This is a genomic window from Sulfuricurvum sp. PD_MW2, from assembly GCF_002633015.1.
GTDB lineage: Bacteria > Campylobacterota > Campylobacteria > Campylobacterales > Sulfurimonadaceae > Sulfuricurvum.
Genome location: NZ_NSIU01000010.1, coordinates 15,150 through 42,136, shown reverse-complemented (window position 1 = coordinate 42,136; position 26,987 = coordinate 15,150). Strand labels below are relative to the sequence as shown.

At 41.6% G+C, this 26,987-nt stretch carries 26 protein-coding genes; 9 read left to right on the top strand and 17 right to left on the bottom strand.

Annotation, left to right across the window (positions count from 1 at the left end):
- Window positions 1–20 precede the first annotated feature (20 nt).
- Window positions 21–590 carry a recombination mediator RecR gene (gene recR, locus CJD30_RS06285; protein WP_294917500.1) on the top strand — a complete coding sequence of 190 codons (570 nt, stop codon included), beginning with the start codon at window positions 21–23 and terminating at the stop codon, window positions 588–590.
- Here the strand turns inward: recR and CJD30_RS06280 are convergent.
- Entirely contained in the window at window positions 587–2,209 is a 1,623-nt protein-coding gene (locus CJD30_RS06280) for an NAD-binding protein (RefSeq protein ID WP_294917497.1), read from the bottom strand. The two genes, recR and CJD30_RS06280, sit on opposite strands and share 4 nt — an antisense overlap.
- Window positions 2,210–2,259: 50 nt before the next feature.
- Entirely contained in the window at window positions 2,260–2,637 is a 378-nt protein-coding gene (locus CJD30_RS06275; RefSeq protein ID WP_294917495.1) for a DUF6394 family protein, read from the bottom strand.
- 163 nt (window positions 2,638–2,800) lie between these two features.
- Between CJD30_RS06275 and CJD30_RS06270 the strand changes: the two genes are divergently transcribed.
- Window positions 2,801–3,271, top strand: a complete 471-nt coding sequence (locus CJD30_RS06270; RefSeq protein ID WP_294917494.1) for an HPP family protein — start codon at window positions 2,801–2,803, stop codon at window positions 3,269–3,271.
- 4 nt (window positions 3,272–3,275) lie between these two features.
- Here CJD30_RS06270 and CJD30_RS06265 read toward each other — a convergent pair whose 3' ends face one another.
- The 14 genes from CJD30_RS06265 to CJD30_RS06200 all read right to left on the bottom strand — a co-directional run bounded on the left by CJD30_RS06265 (window position 3,276) and on the right by CJD30_RS06200 (window position 16,588).
- Entirely contained in the window at window positions 3,276–4,484 is a 1,209-nt protein-coding gene (locus CJD30_RS06265; RefSeq protein ID WP_294917492.1) for an NnrS family protein, read from the bottom strand.
- Window positions 4,485–4,579: 95 nt separating this feature from the next.
- Window positions 4,580–4,744 carry an anaerobic ribonucleoside-triphosphate reductase gene (nrdD, locus tag CJD30_RS06260; protein WP_294917490.1) on the bottom strand — a complete coding sequence of 55 codons (165 nt, stop codon included), beginning with the start codon at window positions 4,742–4,744 and terminating at the stop codon, window positions 4,580–4,582.
- Between the two features lie 131 nt (window positions 4,745–4,875).
- Window positions 4,876–5,172 (bottom strand): c-type cytochrome, encoded by a 297-nt coding sequence (locus CJD30_RS06255; protein ID WP_294917487.1) that lies wholly within the window; start codon window positions 5,170–5,172, stop codon window positions 4,876–4,878.
- 65 nt (window positions 5,173–5,237) lie between these two features.
- Window positions 5,238–5,957, bottom strand: a complete 720-nt coding sequence (locus CJD30_RS06250; RefSeq protein ID WP_294917484.1) for an anaerobic ribonucleoside-triphosphate reductase activating protein — start codon at window positions 5,955–5,957, stop codon at window positions 5,238–5,240.
- Window positions 5,905–8,007, bottom strand: a complete 2,103-nt coding sequence (locus CJD30_RS06245; RefSeq protein WP_294917481.1) for a ribonucleoside triphosphate reductase — start codon at window positions 8,005–8,007, stop codon at window positions 5,905–5,907. Before CJD30_RS06245 ends, CJD30_RS06250 begins: the two co-directional genes overlap by 53 nt.
- A 51-nt stretch (window positions 8,008–8,058) precedes the next feature.
- Window positions 8,059–8,409, bottom strand: a complete 351-nt coding sequence (locus tag CJD30_RS06240) for a chaperone NapD (RefSeq protein WP_294917479.1) — start codon at window positions 8,407–8,409, stop codon at window positions 8,059–8,061.
- Window positions 8,406–9,344, bottom strand: coding sequence for a hypothetical protein (locus CJD30_RS06235; RefSeq protein ID WP_294917477.1), 939 nt, complete (start codon window positions 9,342–9,344; stop codon window positions 8,406–8,408). The genes CJD30_RS06240 and CJD30_RS06235 overlap by 4 nt, the downstream gene beginning before the upstream one ends.
- Window positions 9,341–9,817 (bottom strand): 4Fe-4S binding protein, encoded by a 477-nt coding sequence (locus tag CJD30_RS06230; protein WP_294917475.1) that lies wholly within the window; start codon window positions 9,815–9,817, stop codon window positions 9,341–9,343. Before CJD30_RS06230 ends, CJD30_RS06235 begins: the two co-directional genes overlap by 4 nt.
- A gap of 1 nt (window position 9,818) precedes the next feature.
- Window positions 9,819–10,433: a nitrate reductase cytochrome c-type subunit gene (locus CJD30_RS06225; RefSeq protein ID WP_294917473.1), complete on the bottom strand. Its 615-nt coding sequence runs from the start codon at window positions 10,431–10,433 to the stop codon at window positions 9,819–9,821.
- Window positions 10,430–11,248 (bottom strand): quinol dehydrogenase ferredoxin subunit NapH, encoded by an 819-nt coding sequence (gene napH / locus CJD30_RS06220; RefSeq protein WP_294917470.1) that lies wholly within the window; start codon window positions 11,246–11,248, stop codon window positions 10,430–10,432. Before napH ends, CJD30_RS06225 begins: the two co-directional genes overlap by 4 nt.
- On the bottom strand, window positions 11,245–12,057 hold the full coding sequence (gene napG / locus CJD30_RS06215; RefSeq protein ID WP_294917468.1) for a ferredoxin-type protein NapG: 813 nt from the start codon (window positions 12,055–12,057) through the stop codon (window positions 11,245–11,247). Before napG ends, napH begins: the two co-directional genes overlap by 4 nt.
- Before the next feature lie 11 nt (window positions 12,058–12,068).
- Entirely contained in the window at window positions 12,069–14,852 is a 2,784-nt protein-coding gene (gene napA / locus CJD30_RS06210) for a nitrate reductase catalytic subunit NapA (RefSeq protein WP_294917548.1), read from the bottom strand.
- Between the two features lie 178 nt (window positions 14,853–15,030).
- Window positions 15,031–15,930 (bottom strand): type IV pili methyl-accepting chemotaxis transducer N-terminal domain-containing protein, encoded by a 900-nt coding sequence (locus CJD30_RS06205; RefSeq protein WP_294917465.1) that lies wholly within the window; start codon window positions 15,928–15,930, stop codon window positions 15,031–15,033.
- Window position 15,931: 1 nt separating this feature from the next.
- Window positions 15,932–16,588 carry a Crp/Fnr family transcriptional regulator gene (locus tag CJD30_RS06200; RefSeq protein ID WP_294917463.1) on the bottom strand — a complete coding sequence of 219 codons (657 nt, stop codon included), beginning with the start codon at window positions 16,586–16,588 and terminating at the stop codon, window positions 15,932–15,934.
- Between the two features lie 126 nt (window positions 16,589–16,714).
- Between CJD30_RS06200 and moaA the strand changes: the two genes are divergently transcribed.
- From moaA to CJD30_RS06185, 3 genes are read left to right on the top strand one after another with little or no spacing between them, the layout of a single operon-like run.
- Window positions 16,715–17,680 (top strand): GTP 3',8-cyclase MoaA, encoded by a 966-nt coding sequence (moaA, locus tag CJD30_RS06195; RefSeq protein ID WP_294917461.1) that lies wholly within the window; start codon window positions 16,715–16,717, stop codon window positions 17,678–17,680.
- Window positions 17,681–17,720: 40 nt separating this feature from the next.
- The gene (locus CJD30_RS06190; RefSeq protein WP_294917460.1) at window positions 17,721–18,161 is read left to right on the top strand and encodes a hypothetical protein; all 441 of its coding nucleotides are present in this window, start codon (window positions 17,721–17,723) and stop codon (window positions 18,159–18,161) included.
- Between the two features lie 13 nt (window positions 18,162–18,174).
- Window positions 18,175–19,920: a nitrite/sulfite reductase gene (locus CJD30_RS06185; protein WP_294917458.1), complete on the top strand. Its 1,746-nt coding sequence runs from the start codon at window positions 18,175–18,177 to the stop codon at window positions 19,918–19,920.
- A 6-nt stretch (window positions 19,921–19,926) separates the two neighbouring features.
- On the opposite strand, the gene CJD30_RS06180 is transcribed toward CJD30_RS06185, so the two are convergent.
- Window positions 19,927–20,349, bottom strand: coding sequence for a rhodanese-like domain-containing protein (locus tag CJD30_RS06180; RefSeq protein ID WP_294917456.1), 423 nt, complete (start codon window positions 20,347–20,349; stop codon window positions 19,927–19,929).
- Window positions 20,350–20,478: 129 nt separating this feature from the next.
- On the opposite strand from CJD30_RS06180, the gene CJD30_RS06175 reads away from it, so the two are divergent.
- The 4 genes from CJD30_RS06175 to CJD30_RS06160 all read left to right on the top strand — a co-directional run bounded on the left by CJD30_RS06175 (window position 20,479) and on the right by CJD30_RS06160 (window position 26,973).
- On the top strand, window positions 20,479–21,081 hold the full coding sequence (locus tag CJD30_RS06175; RefSeq protein ID WP_294917454.1) for a hypothetical protein: 603 nt from the start codon (window positions 20,479–20,481) through the stop codon (window positions 21,079–21,081).
- Between the two features lie 13 nt (window positions 21,082–21,094).
- Window positions 21,095–21,499 carry a c-type cytochrome gene (locus tag CJD30_RS06170; RefSeq protein WP_294917452.1) on the top strand — a complete coding sequence of 135 codons (405 nt, stop codon included), beginning with the start codon at window positions 21,095–21,097 and terminating at the stop codon, window positions 21,497–21,499.
- 127 nt (window positions 21,500–21,626) lie between these two features.
- The gene (locus CJD30_RS06165) at window positions 21,627–25,157 is read left to right on the top strand and encodes an EAL domain-containing protein (RefSeq protein ID WP_294917450.1); all 3,531 of its coding nucleotides are present in this window, start codon (window positions 21,627–21,629) and stop codon (window positions 25,155–25,157) included.
- A 4-nt stretch (window positions 25,158–25,161) separates the two neighbouring features.
- Complete coding sequence (locus CJD30_RS06160; protein ID WP_294917446.1) at window positions 25,162–26,973, top strand: diguanylate cyclase; 1,812 nt, start codon at window positions 25,162–25,164, stop codon at window positions 26,971–26,973.
- The last annotated feature ends 14 nt before the right edge of the window (window positions 26,974–26,987 follow it).

The following is a 26,987-nucleotide window of genomic DNA, read 5'->3' as shown; positions in this document are numbered from 1 at the left end:
CCTTTGCTACAATATCGGTTATGAAACGATCCCTAGAAAAATTTAATCGCCTTGTTGATGCTCTTCAACAGCTCCCTGCAATAGGACAAAAATCTGCCACTCGTTTGGCATATCACATGGTGATGCATGACAGTTTCGGTGCACTAAAGCTTGCTCATGCGATAGAAAGTGCGATCACCAGTCTCAAAAAATGCCGCTCGTGCGGAGGATTGAGCGAAGATGAACTTTGCTCGATATGCAGCGATGAACATCGCAATCACCAAATTTTGTGTATTGTAGAAAATGCCAAAGATATTCTCACATTTGAAGAGAATGCTCTTTTTGACGGACGCTATTTTGTCCTCGATTCGATCGAGGAACTGGATATCACACATCTGCGAGGAATCATACAAAGCGGTATCAAAGAAGTGATTTTTGCATTGACACCCTCGATAGCCAATCAAGGGGTAATGCTCTATATTGAGGATAAATTGATCGATTGCGATGTCCGTTTTAGCCGTATTGCCCAGGGGGTTCCGACCGGGGTGAGTCTCGAGAACGTCGATATACTCTCACTCACCAAAGCGCTTGAAGATCGTGTCAGTATTTAGCTAAGAAAAGGGAGTTTGACTCTTCGCGCTTCTACCCCGTGTATGACATAGTAGAGTTCATAGTAATGGTTGACGATCGTCTCGAAGCGATGGAGACTCGGGCGTGTGGATGCAAACAAGATATGATCGTTCGGAGAAAGCAATGTTGTCTCATCCGGAAGCAATATAAATTCTCCGTTTTCTCTCTCTAGCCCAAGGACAAAGATCTCCAAATCGATTCCATCACGATACGGATTGTTCAAAATCTGACCAAGCGTTACGGAATCTTCACTCAAATATCGGCTGAGGGCATACATATGATGTTCGTCGATCGTCATTTGAATGAGAGCAGGGCGCTTGTTCACTTTTTTAGTGATCATTAACAAGGTATCGATGTACATCTCTTTGTTGAACTTGGAAATCTCATCGATGAATTTAAAGGTCATCGGCCGATCGATATAGTTGTATCCGTCTAATGCAGCAATCTGATCAAGAATAAAGATTTTATCAACCCGCAAGTGGCTGAATAAACTTCGCTCTTCGAGTTCATTTTCACGAACAATGACAAAAATATTGGGATTGAGACTGCGTGCCGTCGCGACAATCGAAAGGTTGATCGCATCGTCATTTGTACCGGCAATGATACACGCCGCGTCCATGATCCCTGCTTGGATAAAGAACTCTTGATCTGAAGAGACTTTTTCATGGGTATCTTTGTTGATATCGAGATAGGTATATTCGATTTTATTGTTATCGAGGGTGTTTTGCAGCGTTTTACCAAAGCGTCCTTTACTGCAAACGATGTATTTTCCCATTGGGAGAATATCGCTTTTACTGACGTGCAGATTTCCACCTTGTACCCAACTAAGGAGATTGAACAGATAGGGAGACCGGAGAGCGAAATCGATCCGTTTGGCGATAATCGAAAACGCATCGATGACATGGTCAACACCAATGTTTGTGAGATTCTCTCCACCTTGTTTGATTCCCGAACGCGCAATGATACGAAGTTTTTGGTTGAGAATACGTGCACGTACAGAGATTTTCAGATTGAGCTGATCGTCATCAAAAAGGGTAACGAGATATTTACAATGCGGTGACTCTATTCCTGAAGATTTTAGAACCTCCGTCATCGAAGCATCGGCGACCAATGCAGGAATGGAGGGGAGATAGAGTTCGCTTTGAAGTGCTTCGATTTTTTCAATGCTTTTATCAATAACGATAATACGATAGAGGTTGTCTTTGTTCAGTCTGTCGATCAAAAGCTTTCCTGCATCAGTATATCCGCAGACAATAATAAAATCTTGTCCCAAATGGTGTACTTTACGGCGAAAGGCGTTCATTTTGAGAGCATAGATGAATGTTTTTTCCTGTACCAGTGCGATAATCGATCCCAGAGCATAAAGCCAAGCGGGAACTGTTGCGTAGATCGTCATCAAAACGACGATACGCTGTGGATAGCTGAACGTGTAGGGAATCTCACCAAAACCGATAGTCGTAGCGGTATATCCGACAATGTACATCGCGTCGAAAAAACTCAGATAGAGAGGTTGCCCGTTTATTCCTGTTCCAGGAACAAGGGTGAGGAGTATTACAGGTAAGGCATGCGCAATGTTGAGGACGATTAACGGCGTCCTCATTTTCCTCAAAAAAAGCCAAATAGACGATTCGTTTTTCATAAGATAGGCGATTAACGTTTAAGAAGCAATGTTTCACCGACAAATAAGGTGACGGAAATGATATTTGCAACCAGTGCACCTGCTGCCAATGAGACGATAATTGTAAAAAGCTCGGTGGTCATAACGCTCGTCATGTTGACGATTCCCCAAAATGATGCTGCCGCAATCAGTTGTAAATCGGCAACAAAACTCGTAGCAAGAAGCACCGATCCGGTTTGTGTTTTGTCCCCGAGCTTCATGATAGTCGCAATAATATTGACCGTTATAGCAGCAACGAGTTCATAGACACTATGATAGGCTATGACATCGAAATCCCCGTAAACAAATCCGAAGTTGAGCGTTAGTGCCAGGATGATAAAAAATCCGGAAATTACTTTTTCTGAATTCATTATGTACCTCTTTTTTTCTGGAATTGTACTCCATTGTTACTTTATTTTGTATCAGATAGCGTTTTGCAAAATTAGAAATAAAAACTTTGTTTTATTTGCTTTAGTGATACATTTCATTAGTATAGTTTTGCTAGTATTATTAAAATTAAGAATAGAGCCTCAAATGCATAAAATAAAAACGATTCGCTTTGATTCATTGTATGATGGACTATATACTGGTGTGGGAGCGTTTGTTGGATTGTCACTGATTGGACTTATAGCTCAATCAGTACATCAAATGCTTCTGATCGCACCGTTCGGAGCAACGGCAGTGCTTTTATTTAGTGCTCCTGAAAGCCAATTTTCAAAACCGTGGAATGTTTTGGTCAGTTATGTGATATCTACGTTGATCGGTTTTTTGATTTTACATTTTAGCAGCGGAGATTGGCTCTCAATCGGAATAGGATTTGGGATAGTGATAATGTTGATGCACACTTTTAAAGCGATTCATCCTCCTGCGGGAGCCAACTTTTTGATTGTTACCCAAGGGCATTTGACCCTTTTATTGTTGTGGCCGCTCTTTGCAGGTTTAATCACTCTTATCATTATCGGAATGGGGTTACATAAATTACGGAAAAAAATATCGCTGACGTAATATGTCAGCGTTGCTTTCCGTAGATTAGAGTTTTTCCGTAACGTCCTCCCCATACGATAAACAGCATGATCCATCCAAACGCTGCCGCATCAAAAAGCCATTCATGAGCTCCGATCAATCCTGAATCTATCGATAATGTTAAACGCAAGAATACGATAATCTGAGTCCACCAAAAAAGAGCTATTGCTATTCGATCAGCATGCGGAGCTTGACCTGAGTGTCCCAAGGTGACACGTGTACCGAATCCGATCAATACGGTGGTCAAAAATCCCAAAACGAGCAAATGAATTTCGGCAAATAAGAAGTTAGTCGTGTAAACGTATTCTGCAATCTCCATCAATGAACCAACAAATAAACCAAGCGGCAACCAAAACAGTGCGAGATGAAGGACCCATACAATGGCAGGCGAGTCAAACGGGTGGAGTTTCCAGCGTAAAAACTCACGTAATAAATAGAACGATAGGGCGATTCCGACAACAGATTCTGCCAGTGTCCAATCCAATAAAGCCATGATTGTTTTTATAATAAAAGCTGCGAAAACAATTTCAATAAAAAATGGAGATCTCGAAACCTGTGAATGGCTGAAAAACGGAATCATCCGCTGTGCAACGGCAAACGTCAAAAAGACAAAGAAGAAATTGACAATGATCGGTGCTATGAGTGGAAAATAGCTTTGAAAATCCCAAAATAAGCTAATCGTATAGGCGATGATCCACAAAGCATGTGTTGCGATTGTAATAGAGTGGGCTACCAATATCCAATAGGGGTCTTGTTTGAGAGAAGACTGCCCGATTTTATAGATCCATACGAGGGTAAAAATAGCCATGGCATGTGCAAAAAGTACACTAAATAAGGCGATCAATATCATCCATTTTGAGAGTAACGTCCCCACAAAAAATAAAACTGCACCGATTTGATAGAGCCACACGATACGAATATAAACTTCCTTTGGAATAGTCATTGCGGTACAAAAACGGGGAAAAGTAGTAAACAAAAATCCGTGAAAAAATTGGGCAAAGACTAAAAATGCGAGCGAATAAAGATGAAATTCATTTTCATTCATGCTAAGTACAATGATCCCTTTGTGCGAAAGGGTAAAGAGGCTCATTGAAACAACTGCCCAGATTAGACCGAATACAAAAAACGGCTGATGCGGCTGGGAGAGAAAATAATTCTGCTTGGGACCCGTAGGCGAAGTCGAAAATGTAACCATACTGATTTCCTTTTAAAATGTGTGGGAGTATATCGAGATAGTGCAGGGGAGGAATTGACATATATCAAGAATCCCCTCAAAAAGAGGGGGCAGGGTTAGATTTTTTTTTGAATCTCACAAAAATGGAGGCGATCTTTGTGCTCTTGTTTTTTACCGATATTAAAACTTTCAACCGGACGGTGATAGCCCATGACTCTCGTATAAACAACACATCGTGTACGTGTAGATATTGCATTTTTTTGGAGCATTTCATTTAACATAAGAGATCCTTCATATTAACTAATTTAAACTCATATGAGGAGTTTGTTCAAGCAGTATAGTGCTTACGTTGCGGTCCTTAAGGAGGGATTTTTCCTATACTGCTCGAGCCAACTCCCCATAAGGGGAATAATTATTTGCTGATGTGAGCTGCTAAGGCAGTGATTTGTGCATCACTCAATGTCATAACTTGCCCTTTCATGAGCGCCTTTGAGGCTCCGCCGTAACTACCGTCTTTATAGCCTTTGAGAGCGGTAATGATTTGTGCACTGCTCATATCTTTGATAATTTTACTTTTACCTAATGCCGCTTTTTCACCTTGAACACCGTGACAGGTAGCGCATTTTTTAAATAAGTCGCCACCTTCGTCTGCCATAGATGTACTCCAAAGACCAAAGATAACACAGAGTGCGATCAACACTTTTTTCATTGAAAACTCCTTACAAAAGATAGTGTCATTTTAAAGTGTTTTCAGGACAAAGTCTTTGACATAGATCAATTACGAAAGGTTATATGTTTCATTAGCCGTTTTGTATCTATTGTTCGTTCTGAGAGGTGGATATTTCCCAAAGTAGGAATATCACATTTAACCATTTGAACATAAAATGGAGAGGAATAACCATTTTGATTCAATGCTTCTGCCATAGAGATAAGATCAGATTCATCGATAAGATCGGGATGAAATGTCGTGCGTACTTCAAAGGAGATATTCGAGTGTTGCAACAGATCAAAGCTCTCCCAAAATCGGTGCTCACTACCGCCGCCGCAAATGCGCGTCATATGCGAGGCGGGCGCTTTAAAATCAAGTGCAACATAGTCGAGAAGATTCTCATGTAGCAATTTTTCGATGACATCGGGACGCATTGCGTTGGTATCGAGTTTTATTTTGAATCCGAGAGCTTTGATGGAGCGGCAAAATTCGATTAACCGAGGATACAATGTTGCTTCTCCTCCGCTGAGTACGACTCCCTCGAGCAATCCAAGCCGTTTGGACAAAAAAGCAAGTGCGGTAGATTCGTCGATGTGTGCGTCCCCATGGACGATGTCCGGATTGTAGCAATACAAACATCGAAGATTGCAACCGGCAAACCAAAAAATGGCTGCCGGTAGATCAGGAAAGTCAAGGAGAGTGAATGGGGTTAGATCGTAGAGTGCCATTTCATCACGCCGACTCGCGATAGGACAGTGCTTCATCACATTTTGGGCAGTATTCATGTTCTCCATTGAGATAACCATGTACAGGACATACCGAGAATGTGGGTGTTACGGTTATATAAGGGAGCCTGAAATTCGTAATAACATTTTTGACCATACGCCGGCATGCCTCCTCTGAACTGAGACGTTCACCCATGTACAGATGCAAAACTGTCCCTCCCGTATAGCGGCATTGGAGTTCATCTTGCAAACTCAGTGCTTCGAACGGATCGGAAGTCAAATCAACAGGCAGTTGAGAACTGTTGGTATAGTAAATATTATCTCCGTGTCCTGCTTGGAGGATGTCTGGATAGCGTTTGATATCCTCTTTGGCAAAACGGTAGGTTGTCCCTTCCGCCGGTGTCGCTTCGAGATTATAGAGATTTCCACTGCGTTCTTGAAAGGTGCGCATTTTATCTCGCATGTGATCGAGTATCTCTATCGCATAGCGCATGCCCCATTCGGTAGCGATTGTCTCGGTGTCGTTCGTCATATTACGAATCATTTCGTTCATCCCGTTGACGCCGATCGTAGAAAAATGGTTGTGAAACCCTTTCAAATAACGTGCAGTATAGGGATAGAGACCTCTCTGAAACATATCCTGAACAAATTGGCGTTTTTTCTCCAACGTCGAATATGCTATCTCGATCAACTCATCCAATGCTACAAGCAAACGTGCATGATCCTCTTTGTACAAATACCCTAATCGAGCCATGTTGATGGTAACTACACCGATGCTGCCCGTCATTTCGGCACTGCCGAATAAACCGCCTCCCCGCTTGAGGAGTTCTCGAAGATCGAGTTGTAAACGACAGCACATACTGCGGACATGTCCAGGTTTGTACGCGTGGGGATTTTCAATCAATTCACCTGTGGCATCTCGCAGATATTGGCTACCGATGAAGTTTTGGAAATAGCTTGAACCGATTTTGGCGGTGTTTTCAAATAAAACATCAGTATTCGGACCATACCAGTCAAAATCTTCGGTGATATTGACCGTTGGAATCGGAAACGTAAACGGTGCGCCTGTTGCATCGCCTTCGCTCATCACTTCATAAAAAGCACGATTGATTTGATCCATCTCATCTTGGAAATCGGCATACGTAAGCTCTTGTAAGCTCTTTTTATTGTATTCGGTCAGCTTTTTCTGATGATGTGCAGTAAATGCAAAATCGTGGAACAAATGGATGTTGTTGCACGTTGGAAATTGCAATGCCAAATCATCAGGAACCGTCCAATCCAATGTGATATTGGTAAAGGGAGATTGACCCCACCGAGCCGGAACATTCAAATTGTAGACAAAGCCGCGTATTGCTTTTTTGATCTCATTTAAACTCAGTTCATCCGCAAATACATAAGGGGCTAAATAGGTGTCAAACGAACTGAATGCCTGTGCACCTGCCCATTCGGATTGCAAAATCCCCAGAAAATTCGCCATTTGTCCCAGTGCTTCGCGAAAATGGCGGGGAGGGGTACTCTCTACACGACCGCGTACACCGTTGAAACCTTCATTGAGCAATGCGCGCAAACTCCATCCGGCACAATATCCGGTCAAACAATCCAAATCATGGATATGAATGTCACCGTTTCGGTGGGCGGCTCCCTCATGCGGAGCATACACTTTGTCAAGCCAAAAGTTAGCGATCACTTTGCCTGCGAGGTTATTCACCAATCCGGCATTGGAGTATCCGGTATTTGCATTTGCATTTACCCTCCAGTCGGATTTGTGAATATACTCTTCAACACTTTGGGTAGAGTTTACATACGTTGTATCATTGCCCAAGCCTAAAATATGTTCGCGCTGCATTTTGTGTAAAAATCGATAGGTAATAAATGATTTCATCACCTCAAAATAGCCCGCATCATGCAAGGCACGTTCAATAAGATCTTGAATCCCTTCTACATCGCATACATGATTGTGTATGATTCTTGTAAATACGTTTTGTGCGATTGTTTCATCAAAAACTGCAGAAACGCTTTCAAAAGCTTTGCGAATTGCGTCTTCGATTTTAAACGGATAAAACGGCTCGGTAGAGCCATCCCGCTTTAATACATGCATTATCGGCTCCATAGAACTTCCTATCATTTAAAATTTACAATTTTTTCTAAGTTATTACATCTACTAGAATCGATCTTTGAGATCTCCGTTGTATTTAATATCCCGTTTTGTGGCATTTTCGTCATTAAGCCATTCGGGAATATCGCTTCCGGCTACTTCCAATTTATCACGCTCGGCATTGAGTTCATCTTCACTAAAAGCAAATGACATATCTGCTGAAATGACATGTTCCATGGATTGGATATGAACCAGTTTCGGTATCTCTTCTTCAACACCTTCACCTTCGATGGTGACAATAATACGTCCTTTTTCATCGTGAAAATGGTAATCACAAAAATCGGCTTGTTTAAGCAATTCAACAACTTCCTCAGTATGTTTTGGGTTGGTTTGCACCACAATGCTTGATATATTCATGGTATTCTCCAATAGTAAATTTTGTTTTCTTCTCCGGCTCCGATAAGTCGATGCTCGTCAAGAAAGATCAATGAATCGAAAACGGCATCACCGCCGCGGAGCCGTGATGTCTTTGCTTTTGTCGCGATGTTAAACACCTGCAGCTCATTTTCGGTTCCGTCAGTGTAGACACCTAGAGATGCAGAGGGGCTTAGCCCAACCGCATAAACAAAAAAGTCCGTTTCGAGAAAATAGCTGTTTTTAGCAGAATAGATCCCTACACGTCTATCTTGTCCGGCTGAAATGATAGTATTTTGCTTGTAGTCAAGACGATTGATATTATCGACATTGATACCCTTGAGTGTTTTAATCTTACGTCCACTTTTAATCTCTATCATAGGGATTTCGCCACCTTCATCCGCTACGGCTACATACGATTTTGTTGGGTTCAGTGCAAAATCTCTAAAGACTCCGCCTCCGGCTTGTACTTGATAGACCAAGGTGTTTTTTTCGATGTCCATCAAGACGATTGTATCTCCTGTTAGACCGAATAACAGATGATTATCATCGACAAAACGGACTTTTTTGATCAAAAGTCCACGTCCGTTATCCACAATTTTGGAAACTTTGTCATTGCGCATCAAATAAACATTTCGAAAATTACTGCCGCTTTCTGATACGAGTACGGTCATATTGTTATAATGATCAACCGAATATATTTTCGGGGAATATGATTTGCCGCTCATATTTTTAATATTGGGGACACGAAAGGTGTTCAGCTTTTTGAACGATTTCATATCAAAAACTTCAACGCCTTCCCCATCGGTAGCGGCATAAATCTTCCCATCCGAGACAACGATGTCACTGATGAGTCCCCCCGTTTTTATCACGGCAGATGGAGGTATTGCGGCATAGAGCCAATAGACACATCCGATCACTAATACTATGATTTTCATGCTACCACCTCGATCGCGCTATTTGGACATACGGAAACACAATATCCGCAAGCCGTACATTTTTCAGGGATGATAATAGGATTAAGCATCCCTTGAAATACAATTGCATTTTCCAAACAAGGGTCTTTGCAAGAAAAACATATTGTGTCGTGATGTGCCATACACATCATCGATGTAATTTTTGCCCGCCCCCGTATAAATTGGGTAGGTTCACTTAATACATTAGGGATACAAGCATCCATACATTTCGTACAATCACTGCATCCGCTGATTTTGAAATCCAAATAAGGAGTTCCTTTTTCATCCCGCAGGATGATATTTTCTTCACACGCGCGGACGCACATTCCCTCGCAAATACGGCATTCATCGAATGTTGCCGTTACAGATGCATATGGGGGATGGATGGGACCTTTATTCTCTTTGAACAATGATCCCAAAGCACCAAAAAAACTGCGACGTGTTGATCCTGACATCTTATAATCCGTTTCCAACTTTTACACCGGCTTCAATCTCATCAATCAAATAGGATTTGTTTTTGTGTTTTTGCCCTTTTTTATCAGTATATTCAGGTTTGAAGTTACTTTCCACCCGTAATTTACCTTGTGTTTGCGGGGCATGACATTGTGTACAGTTAAAACGCCCTTGCCATAGCTGTCCGTGTAGATCTTTTTTGATGATTTGATCGTTGCTTTCTGATTTAAAGTTATCATCCGCATCCGACTCTACATGAGGGCGGAAGTTGGTAAAATGTGATTTTGGAATCGGAGTTGCCCCCATATCTTTCGCCACTTCAGGCATATGACATCCCAAACACGCATTATTGTTTTTATCGATTTCCCCTAAATCGCTAATGTCATGAGGGATCATCGGCGGTGCATTGACATACGCACGTTCGATTTTTTTAGAAGTTCCCGGAGCTTCCTTATGGTAGTTTGTACCATCGGGAGCAGCTGTATCTTCAGTATATACCTCTGCTTTGCGCATCCCTAAATCTTTTTCATCTAAACCTGCACTAGTATTTGCAGCATAGACACCGCTAATGAGTATACAAGCAGCCACAAGGCTACCGATAATATGATTTGCTTTCATTCTTCATCCTTTGGTTGTTTTAACTGACTTCGAATTGAAAATCCGAGCGCGTTATCTTGACAAACATCAATACATCTGCCGCAATTGGTGCATTCACCCATCAAAACACTTTCACTGCTTCGATTGATCATGTGGAGTACCTCTTTTTCAGGACACACCGTTATACATGCTCTACAATCGGTACACTTATTGGCATCATGATGAACACGGATAAAGGAGAATTTGCCGATAAGCGCATACGAAGCACCCAGTGGACAAATATACCCGCACCATCCGTTTTCATGAACCAGCAGATCAAATAAAAATATCACTGCTAAAGCACCGCCACCCATACCCATACCGAATATGATTCCGCGATGCGCCATAGAAACAGGGCTAATCAGCTCAAATGCCGCTACCCCCATCACCGCTGAAAGGATCAAACCAAGCCCTAAAATCCAATAACGGATCGAACGATTGATGTAAAATCGTTTTTGGATTTCAGATAATTTCATTTTCCGACGCAGCCAAGCAGCCAAATCGGTAATCATATTGACTGGGCACACCCAGCTACAAAAAGCACGACCTCCGACGATTCCATAAAAAACCGCGACGATCAAAGCACCGAGGATAATATCCATCCCCAGTGTTGCCCCCGTGAAGACGATTTGAAGTACCGCATACGGATCTGCCAAAGGAACGATTCCCATCAGCTTCGAAGCGCTTAAATCCCCTTGAAGAATTTTCCATCCCCAAACGTTCGCTCCAACATAGAGCACTATTATGGCTATTTGAGTCAACCGTCTCATCAAAAGATATCGATAGTGTTTCATCATAGCCCACTTTCGTCATTAAGCGAATCAAGAGCGCTTTTTTCACTGATTTTAGTTTTCGTTAATTCATGATGCGTCACTTCGGGCTTTGGCTCATCCAGACGCTTTTCATCTTTAGGTTCCCACCCTTTGATGTAGTGATTACCCACTTCTCCCATTGCTAATGCTCTTGGGAGTACGTAAATAGCCGCTTTTTTCGTTACACAGGCATGTTCACACATGCCGCATCCGGTACAGACATCTGCATGAACCACAGGTTTTAGAAATGCATGTTTACCCGTTCGCTCATTTTTAGAAAATTCAATCGTAATTGCTTCACCCATCAATGGACAAGCGCGATAACATGCATCACATTGGATGCCCCATGTTGCAATACAGGACTCTTCATCGATTACCGCTAATCCCATGCGTGCTTTTTTAATGTCGAGTTTCGCATGATTCTCGATATAGGTAGCAAGCGAAGATTGACTCAACGCACCGCTTGGGCATGCCGGAACACACGGAACCAGATCGCACATGTAGCACGGTACATTGCGTGGAGTGAAGTAGGGTGTTCCGATAGGAAGATTATCTCCCGGTTTCGCCAGCTTCAATGTATCATAAGGACACGCTTCTACGCACAATCCGCATTTAATACAATTTTTAATGAACTCATCTTCCCGTAAAGCACCCGGGGGACGTAAAATCAAAGGAGCCGCTTTCACTTCCCCAACATAGGCACTCCACACCAACGCACCCATCGCACTGAGTCCAATTCCTCTCGCAGCGGAGAGGAGGAATCGACGACGATCGTTTGAAGGAGAATTTTTCATGACTGTTTCCGTTAGGCTTTATAAATTTTTACAGCACATTTTTTATGGTCGATTTGTTTTGAAATCGGGCAGGTGTGATCCAAACAAACTTTATTGATATAAACTTTTTCATCAAACCACGGAACAAATACCAATCCACGCGGCGGGCGGTTACGGCCACGTGTTTCAACGTGAGCTTTTACTTTACCGCGGCGTGATTCAACCCACACCATATCGCCTTGTTTGACACCGCGTTTTTCAGCATCTTTTGGATGCATATAGCACAATGCTTCCGGTACAGCACGGTAGAGTTCAGGAACACGCATTGTCATGGTTCCACTGTGCCAGTGTTCTAGTACACGACCGGTACATAGCCAGATATCGTAGTTGCTATCCGGTACTTCGGTCGGTTCCATATACGGACGGAAGAAAATTTTCGCTTTTCCGTCCAAATGAACTTTTGTTTGGTCTGTAATACCTTTTAGATTACCGGATGGGATCTCTTTGAATGCATGTCCGTAGAATGAAAACGGACCGCTGTTCGCTTTTTTCGCATACGGATCGTATTTAGCGTTATAGCGCCATGCAGTCTCTTTACCATCTACTACCGGCCATTTCAAGCCACGCACTTTGTGATATGTGTCGAAATCGGCATAGTCATGTCCATGTCCATCTCCGAATTTACGATACTCTTCCCAAAGATATTTTTGGATAAAGAATCCGTATCCTTTGAATGGTTTGCCATCACTTCCGATAACGTTACGTTTATCACCTTCAACTTCTGAGTTTTGAAACCCTTTACCGACTGCGTCAGGCCATTTATAGCTTTTTGCGGTTGGATTGGCGAATAAAACATCAAAGAGGGTATCGGTTTCTTTATATCCCATTGCTTTTGCAGTACCTAGGACATCAGGAAGACCAGTGTCAAGACCAGGAATTTTTTGCGCTCCCCAAACCTCTTTGATAGTAAAGCGTTTTGACAACTCAACAAACTGCCATGTATCTGACATTGCATCACCGATAGGGGTGACTTGTTGACGCCAGTGTTGAGTACGACGTTCTGCATTACCGTAGGCTCCCCATTTTTCATACATCATGGCACTTGGGAGGATCAAATCCGATACTTTTGCCGAAATACCCGGGTAACCATCAGAGGTAACGATGAAATTATCCATTTCACGCGCCGCTTTAATCCAGTGTTCTGCATTTCCGGTATCTTGATACGGGTTACAAACGCTGACCCATGCAAATTTCACTTTTCCATCTTCTAGATCACGGTGAATTTGGGTGAAATGGGATCCCATTTTTGGATTAATTGTTCCCGCAGGGAGCTTCCAGATTTCTTCTGCACGTTTGCGGTGCTCAGGATTCATAACGACCATATCTGCTGGGAGACGATGAGCAAAAGTTCCTACTTCACGCGCAGTTCCACATGCTGATGGTTGACCGGTTAGTGAGAATGCACCGCTTCCCGGTTTCGCTTGTTTTCCAAGGAGGAAATGGATCATATAGGCTTGCTCGTTTACCCATGTACCGCGAGTATGCTGATTGAACCCCATTGTCCAGAAAGTAAGAGCTTTACGATTTTTCTCGATATAGAGGTCTGCCATTTTTTGAAGTTTGGCTTTGAACTCTTCAATGCTCTCATCCGGGTCACCTTTTGATACTTTCGCAGTGTAGTCAAGTGTATACGGAGCAAGCCCTTTTTTGAACTCTTCAAACGTAATTTTCCAGTGTTTATTCGCGTCACCGCTGTTTTTCATCTCAAGCGTATCACCCGCTTTGTATCCGAGGTAACCTAAGCTGACACCTTCATCTGCAGTAAGTACTTTTGACTTTTGTTTCGCTGCAGTATCCAGTTCGCTTTTTTTGTATTTAGGGTGGTGGATGTCTTCTCGCAAACCATACCCGATATCGACCGGTCCGGTTGCGAATACGATGTATTTATTGACGAAATCCCAATCGATTGCTTCTGGATGATTGTAAACAATTTCGCGCGCAATATAGTTGAAAATGGCCAAATCAGTATTTGGTTTAAAGACAATCTCGACGTCCGCAAGGTCCATTGTACGGTGTTTATAGGTTGAAAGAACGATAACTTGTACTTTGTCCGGATTGCTGAGTTTGCGATCCGATACACGTGACCAAAGAATAGGGTGCATTTCTGCCATGTTTGAACCAAACGCGACAATTGTCTCAGCCAATTCAATATCATCGTAACATCCAGATGGCTCATCCGCACCAAAAACGTTCATGAATCCGGTAACGGCTGATGCCATACAAAGACGTGCATTCGGATCGATGTTGTTGGTACGGAAACCTGCTTTCATGAGCTTGAGAGCCGCATTTCCCTCCATAACAGTTTGTTGTCCGGAGCTAAACATAGCAACACCGGTAGGACCTTTTTCTTTGAGCGCCGATTTGATTTGTTTTTCCATCTCATCAAACGCACGTTGCCAAGTAATCGGTTTAAACTTACCTTTTTTATCAAACTGGCCTTGCTCATTCATACGCAACAAAGGTTGAGTCAGACGGTCTGCACCGTACATGATTTTCGCGTTGAAGTACCCTTTGATACAGTTCAAGCCACGATTAACGGGAGCAAGTGGGTCGCCTTTTACCGCAACGATGCGGTCATCTTTGGTTGCCATCATGATTCCGCAACCTGTTCCGCAGAATCGGCAGGCCGCTTTGTCCCAGCGCCATCCGGCTTGGGCTTGATTTGACGCAGCTTCTACGGTTGCAGGAACTGTCATACCAACTGCAGCAGCAGCTGACGCTGCAGCTGCGCTTTTTAAAAATTCTCTTCTCTCCATTGACATTGAATCCTCCTTAGTGAAATCAGGTGAAAGTATCCCTAAAACGGTTTTATCTTCTTAAGATTCCCTTGTGCTATGAAATAATTCATGCACTTCAAGCATTGTAAAGTAATTCGAAAAAAAAGTATTTGACCTAAGTCAAACCAAGAGGAGTTTTGAGAGGAGATTCGAACCTTTATGCGGTTCGAATCGCGTTGGCGGTTTCGAGATTGCTTTTGAGCTTTTTGAGGCGTTGAGCGGTGTGGTGCAACTCTTCGCTGACCTGAATCATCATGTCTTCGCTTTGCTCCAAGAGTTCTTCAGTTTCAGGGGTTGATCCGATCAGGATAGCTGTTGCCGCTTCCGTTTTCTCAACCGCTTCGGTTGCGGTTTGAATCGCTTCTTCGACATTTTGCAAGAAATATTCGATATGAGCACACGCGATATCGAGTTCATTGCCTTTGTGGACATCAATATTCTCATTCCCGCTGATTGATTTTGAGTGTTCTAAGAACTTATCAAAATTTTGCTGGATCCCCAAGGTGGTTCTGGCCATATAGAGGATAACACCAAAAGAGATCAAGGCCAAAAAGATTTGGATACGGTGCGCTACAATCCGTTTTTCCATCATATATTCTTCGTATTGGGTAACGGCTTGATCCATCAGCACGAGCGTACGGTCACCATCATCATAGATTGTTTTCAAATCAAAAAGGTTGTGATCTCCCTGTAAATACCGATCGATCAATCCGCCCATCCGATTCCAGTGTGCATACACGTCCATCATGGTTTTTTCGATCTCTTCGTTTGAAAACCCTTTGTATTCAGACGTAGCAGTACTGAGTTGTTTGAAATTGCGATCGAATTCCGATCGAGCAGCCTGCAAGCGTTCGTACGCTCCTTCTTCATCCAATAAAAGCCGATGGAGTTCAAGAACGGTACGTTGCGAGAGCATACGCTGTTTTCCGGCGGTATTAATGACTTTTGCATCAAACTTTTGATCTGAATTCAGCCATATATCCACCAGAATGATCGTAATTAGATTGATTGAGAGTATGGCAACAATCCAGCGTACTTTTGTAGATATAGAGTGCATTTTAAAGTCCTTCATTAAAATATCGAGTTAATTCTTCGCGTTGCAAAACTACTGTTTTGTGGTCTTGTTCTTCGATGAGACCTTTACGCATAAACTTGGCAAGTACACGAGACAAAGTTGCAGGCTGGATATTCAGACGATACGATATCTCTTGTTTTTTGAGTTGATTGTACAAATCCAGATGATCATGCAGCATCTTGGCAACTTTTGCCGTCACATCAAAGACCATTCCCATACTCACCATACAATCAACCCGATGTTTTTGATCGGCTAAGATATTGACCAAATTGATTAAAAGCGACAGATCGGTTTGTACAACTTCCTTGAAAATTTTCAAATCGAATGATACCACATGGCTCGGAACCAAAAACTCTATATTACTAAAACAGCTAATCGTATGGCATTCGAATGAACCGATATCAGTCAAAAGAGTTTGATTGCAGAGCGTATACAAAAAAATCTCATTATCGAAACGATCTACTTTATAGAGTTTAACCTCGCCATCTACAAGAAAATAGACACGATTGATATCATCTTCTTCATACACCAAAATATCGGATGCATTATAAGGTTTATATTTTGCGGTTGATGATAATTTTGAGAGTTTTTGAGGATCGCAATCTTTGAAAAAATCAAGATTCTCTAGTGCAAATGACATAATAAAACCTTTCACGTTTAAAAGTTTATGATAACGCAACCTCAGAATTCTAAGATTGACATAAATCAAGAACTTGACGTTCTAAAACAGCTACCATTAACCTATAGATTTATTAAGGAAGCTACCATGTTACGAGATCGATTTGAGCGTAAAGTGACCTATTTGCGCGTTTCCGTAACGGAACGGTGTAATTTTCGTTGCCGCTATTGTATGTCCGAAAAACCTTTTAGCTGGGTACCAAAAGAGAATTTATTGAGCTATGAAGAACTTTTTGCCTTTATTAAAATCGGTATTGATAATGGGATAGAAAAAATCCGACTGACGGGTGGAGAACCGACAACCCGTGATAATCTTGACGAACTTATTGCAATGATCCATACCTATGCGCCGCATGTCGATATCGGATTGACAACAAACGGATTTTTATTGCCGGAGCAAGCAAAAAAACTCAAACGTGCAGGATTGCGACGGGTGAATATTTCGCTTGATTCACTTGAGAGAGAAACATTACATTATATCACGCAAAAAAATGTTTTAGATCAGGTTTTAGCCGGTATCGATGCAGCAGTTGATGCAGGGCTCAGCATAAAGCTCAATAGCGTTATTTTACGAGATATCAACGATCATGAAATACTCCCACTTTTTGAATACGCAAAAGGGATCGGTGCACAAATTCGTTATATAGAATACATGGAAAACATCCATGCAACAACGACTCTCCAAGGCCTCAGAAGTGATGAAATCATTGATGTTCTAGGTCGAAAATACTCTTTTATCCCCATCGGAAAAGAATCTGCCGGTCCTGCAAATCTCTATGAAATGGTTGATGGATATCGATTCGGCACTATTGAGCCGCACCGTCACGATTTTTGCGAAACGTGTGACCGATTGCGTCTGAGTGCTGAAGGTGATCTCATCGGATGCTTGTATTTTGAAGGTGCAAAAAGTATCAAACAAGCCATACGTGATGGAAATATCGATCAAGCGACTAAGATTTTAGAAGAAGTAGTGTTTAATAAGCCAGAAAAAAATTTATGGGGTATTGAGAACGTTGAAGTTTCATCCCGCGCTTTTTATCGCACCGGAGGATGAGTATGATATTAAGATATATTAATAGTTTGAAGGGGCAGATATGACATGGATTTTATACATCCATATCCTCTCAGCCTGCGCATGGATAGGCGGTAGCATCGTTTTGTTCGGATTGGGCGTATTTATTCGAGATAAAGCGACACAAGAGGCTGTATACGGTGCGATAGGGCCGTTTTATGGCTACTTTGAAACCGTATGGCTGCTGATACTCATAACGACAGGGGTCGTTCTTGCAGATCACTATCAACTCTTCGGTACGATGCAGACCGGTACAGAAATCGGGAAATATTTTGAATGGAAGATGCTCTTGGTTGCATTGTTGGCTCTAGCAACAATGATACATCTTTATATCGCTTTTGCAACCCATAAAACAACACGGACATTGATACAAACCATTCTTTCTCGTGGCGGGTCATTAGCAATTTTTATACTCAATCTAGCAATTTTGTGGGTTGCTGTTAACCTGCGTTCAGCTCTCTAAACGGATATTACTCATGGAACAAACTGCACGAAAACTCAACAAACGTGAACGTCATAAAATGGCGCTTTCTCCCTTTGAATACTACCCTCAGATAGAGACATTGGATTTTAATGCTATTAGCGAGGGAGATGAGTTTTATCTCCAAGATTTTGGAATTTTTACCGCATCGATTCAAGAGGATTATACGCTTCGTTTGCGCATAACCGCAGGACGGATTACGACGGCTCAACTCCGCGAAATTTCCAAAATAGCGGATGAATATTCGCTTAAAATCATCCTTACCGCACGTGCCGGTATTCAACTGCATGAAGTAAAAAGTGAGGATGTTTTGCATCTCCACAAGATGATCAATGCTCTTGGTATTTCAACATGGCAAACCTTCGGTGACAATGTACGCAATATCGTTACCGATGTGTATGATGGAATAGGGGAAACAAGTGTAATCGAAACCTATCCTATTATCCTCCAAATGCAGGAGTATTTTCTCAAAAATCGTGATCTTGTTGGGATGCTGCCGCGTAGAATTTCGACCGGAATATCCGGCAATCGCACCAACGTTACTTCATTTTTTGCCAATGATATTTATTTCGCTTTAGCCATTCGAGAGGGTCGGTACGGATTTAATGTCTATATGGGAGGTAAAAATACCGAAATAGCCCAAAACGCCGATATATTCTTGCATTCAGAGGAGGTTGTAGAATTCTTTATCGCATTTATTGAGACCTTTAATACCTACGGACTTCGTTTTACCCGTACCCGTACTAGATTGTTTCATTTGTTGGAAGAGATCGGGATGGAACAGTTTTTAGGTTATGTGAAGGAAAAATATCAAAAACAATGGGAAAAAGCAGGTGAACTGATTGTTGAAAAACGGGATTTTGGAGAGTATGAATCTCTCAAAGCTGACAAATTCGCATTTTGCTACGAAACCGATTTTGGACGAGTAACACCTGATGAGCTTATCGAAATTGCATCGTTTGCGGAGGCTACTGAGAGCGAGGTCCGTTTGTGTACGGATCATAATCTCTATCTTGTTGGACTATCTACACCCGATGTCCCTTTTACAAACCGAACATACAGTAAAACGGTTGTTGCCTGTGCCGGAAGCGAGTATTGCCCGTATTCCTTCTGGAATATCAAAGATGATGCCTCCTATCTGCTCCCTCTGGAGAAGATACGAGATCGCCGGATTCAGATCGGAATATCAGGCTGTGCAAAGGGGTGCGGGCGGCATCAGCATTGCGATATCGGACTGATCGGTCTTCGTACCGCCCAATTCGGTGCTACGGAAAAAGGGGCACGTATCTATATCGGGGCTGAGCATACGCAGGGATTAAGCGTCGGGAGAGAACTGTTTGAGATGGCACCGCTGGATCATATCAAATCTATCATCGAACTCTTAATCATCGAGTTCGACCAAAGCGGATGTGAATCGTTTGAATCATTCGCATCATCGGTACTCAATATCTATACGACTGAATTTCTATCTTTGTGGATTTTGGGGAGTTTGGAACACTCTTCTGTCCAGTCATTATATGCGTTACAAAAAAACTCATTAGAAACGGAAGTATTCGAACACGAAAAAGAGCTGCTGTTACAATGTTTTCCGACATCGTCGTTCATTGCATTGATTGATGATCAGTTTGATGATGCGAAGCGATATCTTATCAAAGGGCTTTGGAGCAAAGGGCAAAGCGATCCGCAGATCGCACCCTCTATCCAAAAGCTTCTTGTGAGCAAAAAGTACTGGGAGCTATAAGCATTCTCATGGATTGAAGTTTTTTAATCCTCCCTGCAAATACGATACATGTTTGAACCCTAAGTGTTTTAATTGTTGTGCGGCTAAGACCGAGCGTGGTTCCAATCCGCAATAGAGGACGAAGGTATCTTCTTTGTTATATTTTTCTAAAATCAATTTGGGATATTTGATTTCAAGAAAACCGCGTGATATTTTGACTTGACGATCGTACGTGATGGTGCTTTTTTCCCACTCATCAGGATCGCGTACATCTACCAAAACTATTTTTCCCTCTTCCATCAACGTTTTCAATTGCTGCGGAGAAATTGCTTCGACCTCTGATTTGGCCTCTTTTAACAATATCTTCGTCTCATCACTGAGAACCGGTTCTGCTCCCCATACTCCGGCTGATATCATCAGCGGTAGAATCAATGTCATGATCGTTTTCATGTGCACTCCTATGTTAAATGTAACACTCATCTTAACGAAATGAATTTGTTTATTTTTTGATATAGATCAATCCGAATCTCTTGCTAAAAACGTACAATTCCTCCAAATGCACATAAACAAGGATTATCAATGTTCAATATATCTTTTTATAACGAGGTTTCTCCTATAACGATGTACGATCCACTAGCAAAAGTGTTGGGTGCTGCGGAAGAGGGTATATTCACCTATACCTACGCGGATGCGGTCAAACTTGCGGGACATTCATGTCCTACCGTGGCGGGGACTTATTTGATGCTCAAAAAAGCCTTAAACCTGCTTTACCCTGATACTCACCCGATTCGCGGTGAAATCAAAATATACTTTCAAGGTAACTTGGGAGAAGGGGTTGTCGGAGTGATGTCCAATATTGCAACATTGATTACCGGAGCCACTGATAATAGCGGTTTTCATGGATTGAGCGGAAAATACGATCGGCGCAGATTGGTAGTGTACGGATCGGACATGCGAGGAGAAATGGCAATTGAACGGATGGATACGGGAGCGAAAATCGAACTTTCGTATAATCCCAAAATTGTCCCATCTGATTCTAAAATGGCAGAATGGTTGGGTATGATTCTTTCCGAAAAAGCAACTTTAGAAATTGAAAGATCATTTCAAGAGGCATGGCAGAAGCGTGTCAAATCGATATTGATCGATTACGCGGAACATCCGGGCTTGATTATCACCCATTAAAAGGAAAAAGATTATGATGAAAATTACACTCATTTTGGGGACTGCACTCTCTTTGTTCGGGGTGGATGGCTATAGTGTTTATCAAAAAAAGTGTATGCAATGCCATGTTGAAATGATGGAGAAACAGGAAGTATTAAAACATATCAACACGTTAAAAGCACCACCGATGGTCGAAGTCTCAAATCGTCTTCGTGAGAATATTATTATCGCTGATGAAGATCAAGATGTCAAACGCCGTGTAACGATCGCATTTATCAAAGACTATATCGAAAATCCGAGTGTTCAATACAGCATGTGCCATCCTATGGCGATTGAGAAGTTCGGCATTATGCCCTCACAAAAAGGGAAACTCTCCGAAAAGGAAAAACAAGCGGTTGCAGAATGGATAATTGATCGATATGCCAAGGTTAAATTTTGATTCTTTTTGTAGTTATTCAATGTTTAGGTGGGGAAACACAGCACTATTAATCTATCACAAAGGTATCAATGTGTATTCTAAGTTAATATACAAATAATTAAAATAATTAATATTAACAAGGTTGAACATGAAAAAATTGTTCACACATCAAGATCCAAAACTGAATCTGTTTCGTCCCAATACATTGACACGCCGGTTGATGACACCACTAGCTCTTTTGGTGGTATTGACCGCATTCGGTATGGCTATTGCCTTATTCAAACTGCATCAACATTATCTTCACGATACATTTTCAAAAAATATTGCTGAAGTCGATAGCAATATGCAGACACTTTTAAATGAACAAGCATCTTCACTTGCACTCACTCTTAAGGTCATAGCATCAGATCATAATGTACAAGAAGCACTGCGTCACAATGATTCTACGGCATTACTCCATCAATGGCAAAATACTTTCCAAAAAATGAAAGAGAGCAATAACCTTAGCCATTTTTATTTTTTAGACAAACATAGAGTCTGTCTTTTACGGGTACACAACCCCGGGAAAAAAGGGGATTTTATCGACCGTTTTACGGCTCAGGAAGCTGAATGGCATCGCGATATTTCATCCGGTATTGAAGTCGGTGCCATGGGAATGCTCACATTACGGACGGTTCAACCTGTAATCGTCGACAATGAGTTGCTCGGTTATGTCGAAATGGGTAAAGAAATTGAGGATGTGTTGCATATGCTGCATGTTCAATCCGATATTGATTTGATTATGGTATTGCACAAAAAGGGATTGAATAAAGATCAATGGGAAGAGGGTATGCGTCTTCTCAATCGTGAACCAAACTGGGCATTATTTCCATCGGATGTTCTCATTTATTCCAGCTTTGAAAAATTGCCGGATACTTTTTCCTCTTATATGAAAAACAAATTATCACTTCAGCATAAACATGAAAATCTGGATGAAGAACTAGAATCCAACGGAAACAGTTACCGTATTGCAAACCTTCCCGTTAAGGATGTTTCCGGAAAAGAGGTAGGTGATCTTTTCGTCGTCCAAAATGTAACCAATAATAATCTCGAATTTTTTGACATGGGATCAATCATAGCACTCATCGGAGGGCTTTTTACTACCTTAATTTTGGGATTTATCTATCAATTACTGAAACGTACGGATGAGAATATTATCCATCAGCACGAGACAATCGTGGAGAGTCAACAGCGTTTGGAAGAACTTTCACAGCACAGTCGAACGATTGCATGGGAAGTCGATTATGATGGAAAATACACCTATGTGAGTGATGTTGTTTACGATGTTTTGGGATATACACGAAAAGAGATATTAGGGATGCATTTTTACGATTTACACCCTCTTGCCGAACGTGAAGAGTTTAAAAATGCCGCTTTTGAAGTGATTAAACGTAAAGAGCCTTTTAGTAATTTTAAAAATTGTGCTGAACGCAAAGATGGAAAACTGATATGGCTAATGACCAATGGTTTGCCTCTGCTGGCTCCTGATGGTCGCTTGCTTGGCTACCGGGGAAATGATACCGACATTACCGAATGGAAAAATGCGGAAGATGAAATTATTGAATCTCGCAATCTGCTCAATACAATCATTGATACTATACCGATTCGAGTATTTTGGAAAAATAAATATTTGCGTTATATGGGGTGTAATACTCTATTCGCACGGGATGCAGGATTAGAAGATCCATCCGATTTAATCGGAAAAGACGATTATCAGCTTGGATGGAGAGATCAGGCAGAACTTTATCGTGCAGATGATCGAGCGGTAATTGAGTCGGGTGAGGCAAAACTTTTTTATGAAGAGGATCAAACGACTCCGGATGGAAATACGATCTGGTTGAGTACGTCCAAAATTCCCCTAAAAAACAAAGATGGAAGTATTTTAGGCGTTTTGGGTATCTATGAAGACATAACCAAACAAAAAGAGATGCAAGAAGATTTGCGCCTCAATGCGAAAATGCTCAATGACGCACAGCACGTTGCCCATATGGGAAGCTGGGCGCTTGATTTGATCAACAATTCATTAATATGGTCGGAAGAAGTTTATCGAATATTCGAACAAGATGCTCACCATTTTACTCCGACGTATGCCGCTTTTTCCAATCTTGTTCATCCCGAAGACAGAGAAATGGTCAACAATTCCTATATGACTTCTCTCTCATCTCAACAGCCTTATGAAATTACGCATCGGTTATTAATGGATGATGGACGAATCAAATGGGTCCATGAGAGCGGCATCAGTGATTTTGATGATCAAGGAAAGCCTCTTCGTTCAATAGGAACGGTACAAGATATTACCGAACGAAAAAGTGCAGAAGAAGAGATCAATCGACTCGCTTTTTTCGATACCTTGACGCAATTGCCGAATAAAACACTGTTTATAGAGCGATTGAACCAGATGCAGGAGCTGTATGCAACGAATCATCAATTCGGGGCACTTTTGTTTATCGATTTAGACCATTTTAAAACTCTCAATGACACATTGGGACATGCGATAGGAGATATATTACTCAAACAATCTGCCAAACGCTTGCTCGAATGTGTTCGCGACGGGGATACCATCGCTAGATTAGGTGGGGATGAGTTTGTCATACTGCTTGCGAATATAGGGCTAGATGAGAAATATGCCGCCTCTTTGTGTGAGCAGATTGCGAAAAAAATATTAGCGGAATTGAATAAGCCGTATGTACTTGATGAGATAAACTATCAATCAACTGCCAGTGTCGGTATTACACTTTTCAACAGTGACCGTGTCTCGAGTGATGAACTGATGAAACAAGCAGATTTAGCGATGTATCAATCCAAAGAGATGGGTAGAAACACCCTAAGTTTCTTTGATCCGGAAATGGAAAAATCGTTAAAAGACAGAGCACTGCTGGAAGAGGAGATGCGACGGGGGATTGAAGAGAGACAATTTTCTCTTTATTATCAGCCGCAAGTCTACAATAACGGTGAAATTTATGGTGCCGAAGCGTTGATTCGATGGAATCATCCTACTCGAGGTATGGTTTCACCATTAGAGTTTATACCTCTTGCCGAAGAAACTGGCTTGATCATCCCTCTGGGAGAATGGATTCTACAAACAGCGTGCGAGCAAATCAAGCAATGGAGTCAACAAAATGGCTTTGAAACGTTTAGCATTTCTGTCAATGTAAGCGCTCGTCAGTTCAATCAAAACAATTTTGCGGATAGTGTCATCAAGACAATTGAACACTATCAAATTGATCCAAAACGGCTTAAACTTGAATTGACGGAAAGCTTATTGGTACAGAATATTGAAAACGTTATCGAAAAAATGGAAACCCTAAAAGAGTACGGGATCACTTTTTCTTTAGATGATTTTGGAACCGGATACTCCTCTTTGTCATATCTAAAACGTCTTCCGTTGGATCAATTGAAAATAGATCAAGGGTTTGTACGAGATATTTTGAGTGATACCAATGACACGATCATCTGTAAGTCAACAATTGCACTAGGACACAGCATGGGGCTATCTGTCATAGCTGAAGGTGTTGAAACACAAGAGCAGTTGAGCATGTTGAAATCTTTTGGATGCGGAGCGTATCAGGGGTATTATTTCAGTCGTCCGTTGAGTATTGAAGCATTCGAAGCATATTGCATAACAAATAAAAGGCTATAGGGCGATGTATAACTCCAAAAAGAAAGTTATTGTTTTTTTAATCTTGTTGATTGTTTTAGTCTCTTCGACAACGACGGGATACAACTTGTACAGAGATTCAAAAGATGAAGAACGGAGAATCAACGAAGCCTACAATCAGGTATATCGTACCTATAATGAGACAGTAGATGACTTAAATGCATTTTATCATTCTCGAGCCAAAACAAATATCGAAATCCCGGGCGTTATTGAAGCCTTCCGAAAGCAAGATCATAAGAAATTATATACGCTTATGCGCCCTCAATGGATTGCGATGCAGCGTGAAAATCCTTGGCTTGTCGTGATGCAGTTTCATAATGCAGACGGAACCTCTTTGCTTCGATTGCATCAGCCGGAAGTCTATGGAGATCCAATCGCACTTCATCGTCCAATGGTCGCATACACACATAAAACACAGCAAAATGTTTCGGGGTTTGAAGAGGGCAGACAAGGGCTTGCATATCGACTGATGATTCCGATTTTTGATCGTGGTGTCTATATCGGTGCAATAGAATTTGGAGTTTCCGAACCTTATTTCACCGATAAAATTCATCGATTTGCAGGGTATGAATCTTTTTTCTTTGTCAATAAACTATTACTCGGAAACTTTGCTCGCATCAATGATCCGATTGAAATCGGACACTGTATCGGAATGGACATACCGGTGCAATATCGTCCGTTTTTTAGGGAGTATTCCAAATTGCACTCCAAATTGGAAAATACATTTTTCTCATATTCGTATAAAACATATCAAGTAAACGTACTCCCAGTGAAGAACTATGCGTCAAAACAGGTTGGAAATATCCTCTTCATACGCCAATCCGATGATTTCAAATCACATACAAGGCATACTATCGTAGCGTCCGGCATTATTATGTTTGGTTTGATAGTGCTGACGGTTTTGATTGTCGATCGAATTTATCGCTATATCATGACGAAAATGAGTTTTCAGGAACGCTATTCTCAAACGATTTTGGATTCTGTTCCTTCTCCTGTGATTGTGACCGATGGAGAGACTCTTGTTGCAGCTAACAGTTCATTTTTGAGCTATTTGGACTATGACACCATTGAGCATTTTAAAAAAGAACATGCGTGTGTCTGCGAGTATTTCGAAGCAGGGGATACCAATGAATTTTTGATGCCAATGCATGATGATCAACGTTGGACCGAATATATGCTGAATCATCCTCTGAAAAGTCATAAAGCAAAAATGACGATCAATGGATTCACGACGATTTTTGAAGTCAGAATTTCGGTGCTTAAAGTCAATGATGAGATTCGTTATGTCGTTATCTTTAATGATATATCGGTCATGCAGATGCAAACCATGATCGATCCGCTGACCAAGATTCCAAACCGGTTCCATTTTGAAATGGTATATGAACATACCATCAAAATCACTCAGAGGACAAATGATCGATTGAGCGTTATCTTTTTTGATATCGACCATTTTAAAAATGTGAATGATACGTATGGTCATTTGGTGGGTGACACTGTATTACAACATGTATCTGAGCTTGTTTCCCAGTTAATTCGGCGCAGTGATTTTTTCGCACGATGGGGAGGTGAAGAATTTGTCATATTGTTGCCGGATACCGATTTGCAAGAAGCCGCGCACGTCGCAGAGATGATTCGAGAAAAAATCAGTACAACCAATTTTAAAGATGTCGGAACAGTCACCTGTTCTTTTGGAGTTGTTATGATCGATGACGCGGAAAGCAGTGAGCACCTTTTAAACCGCGCAGATGAGCTGTTGTACGAAGCAAAATACAGCGGACGGAATAAAGTGGTATATTAAATCAAAAAAAACAA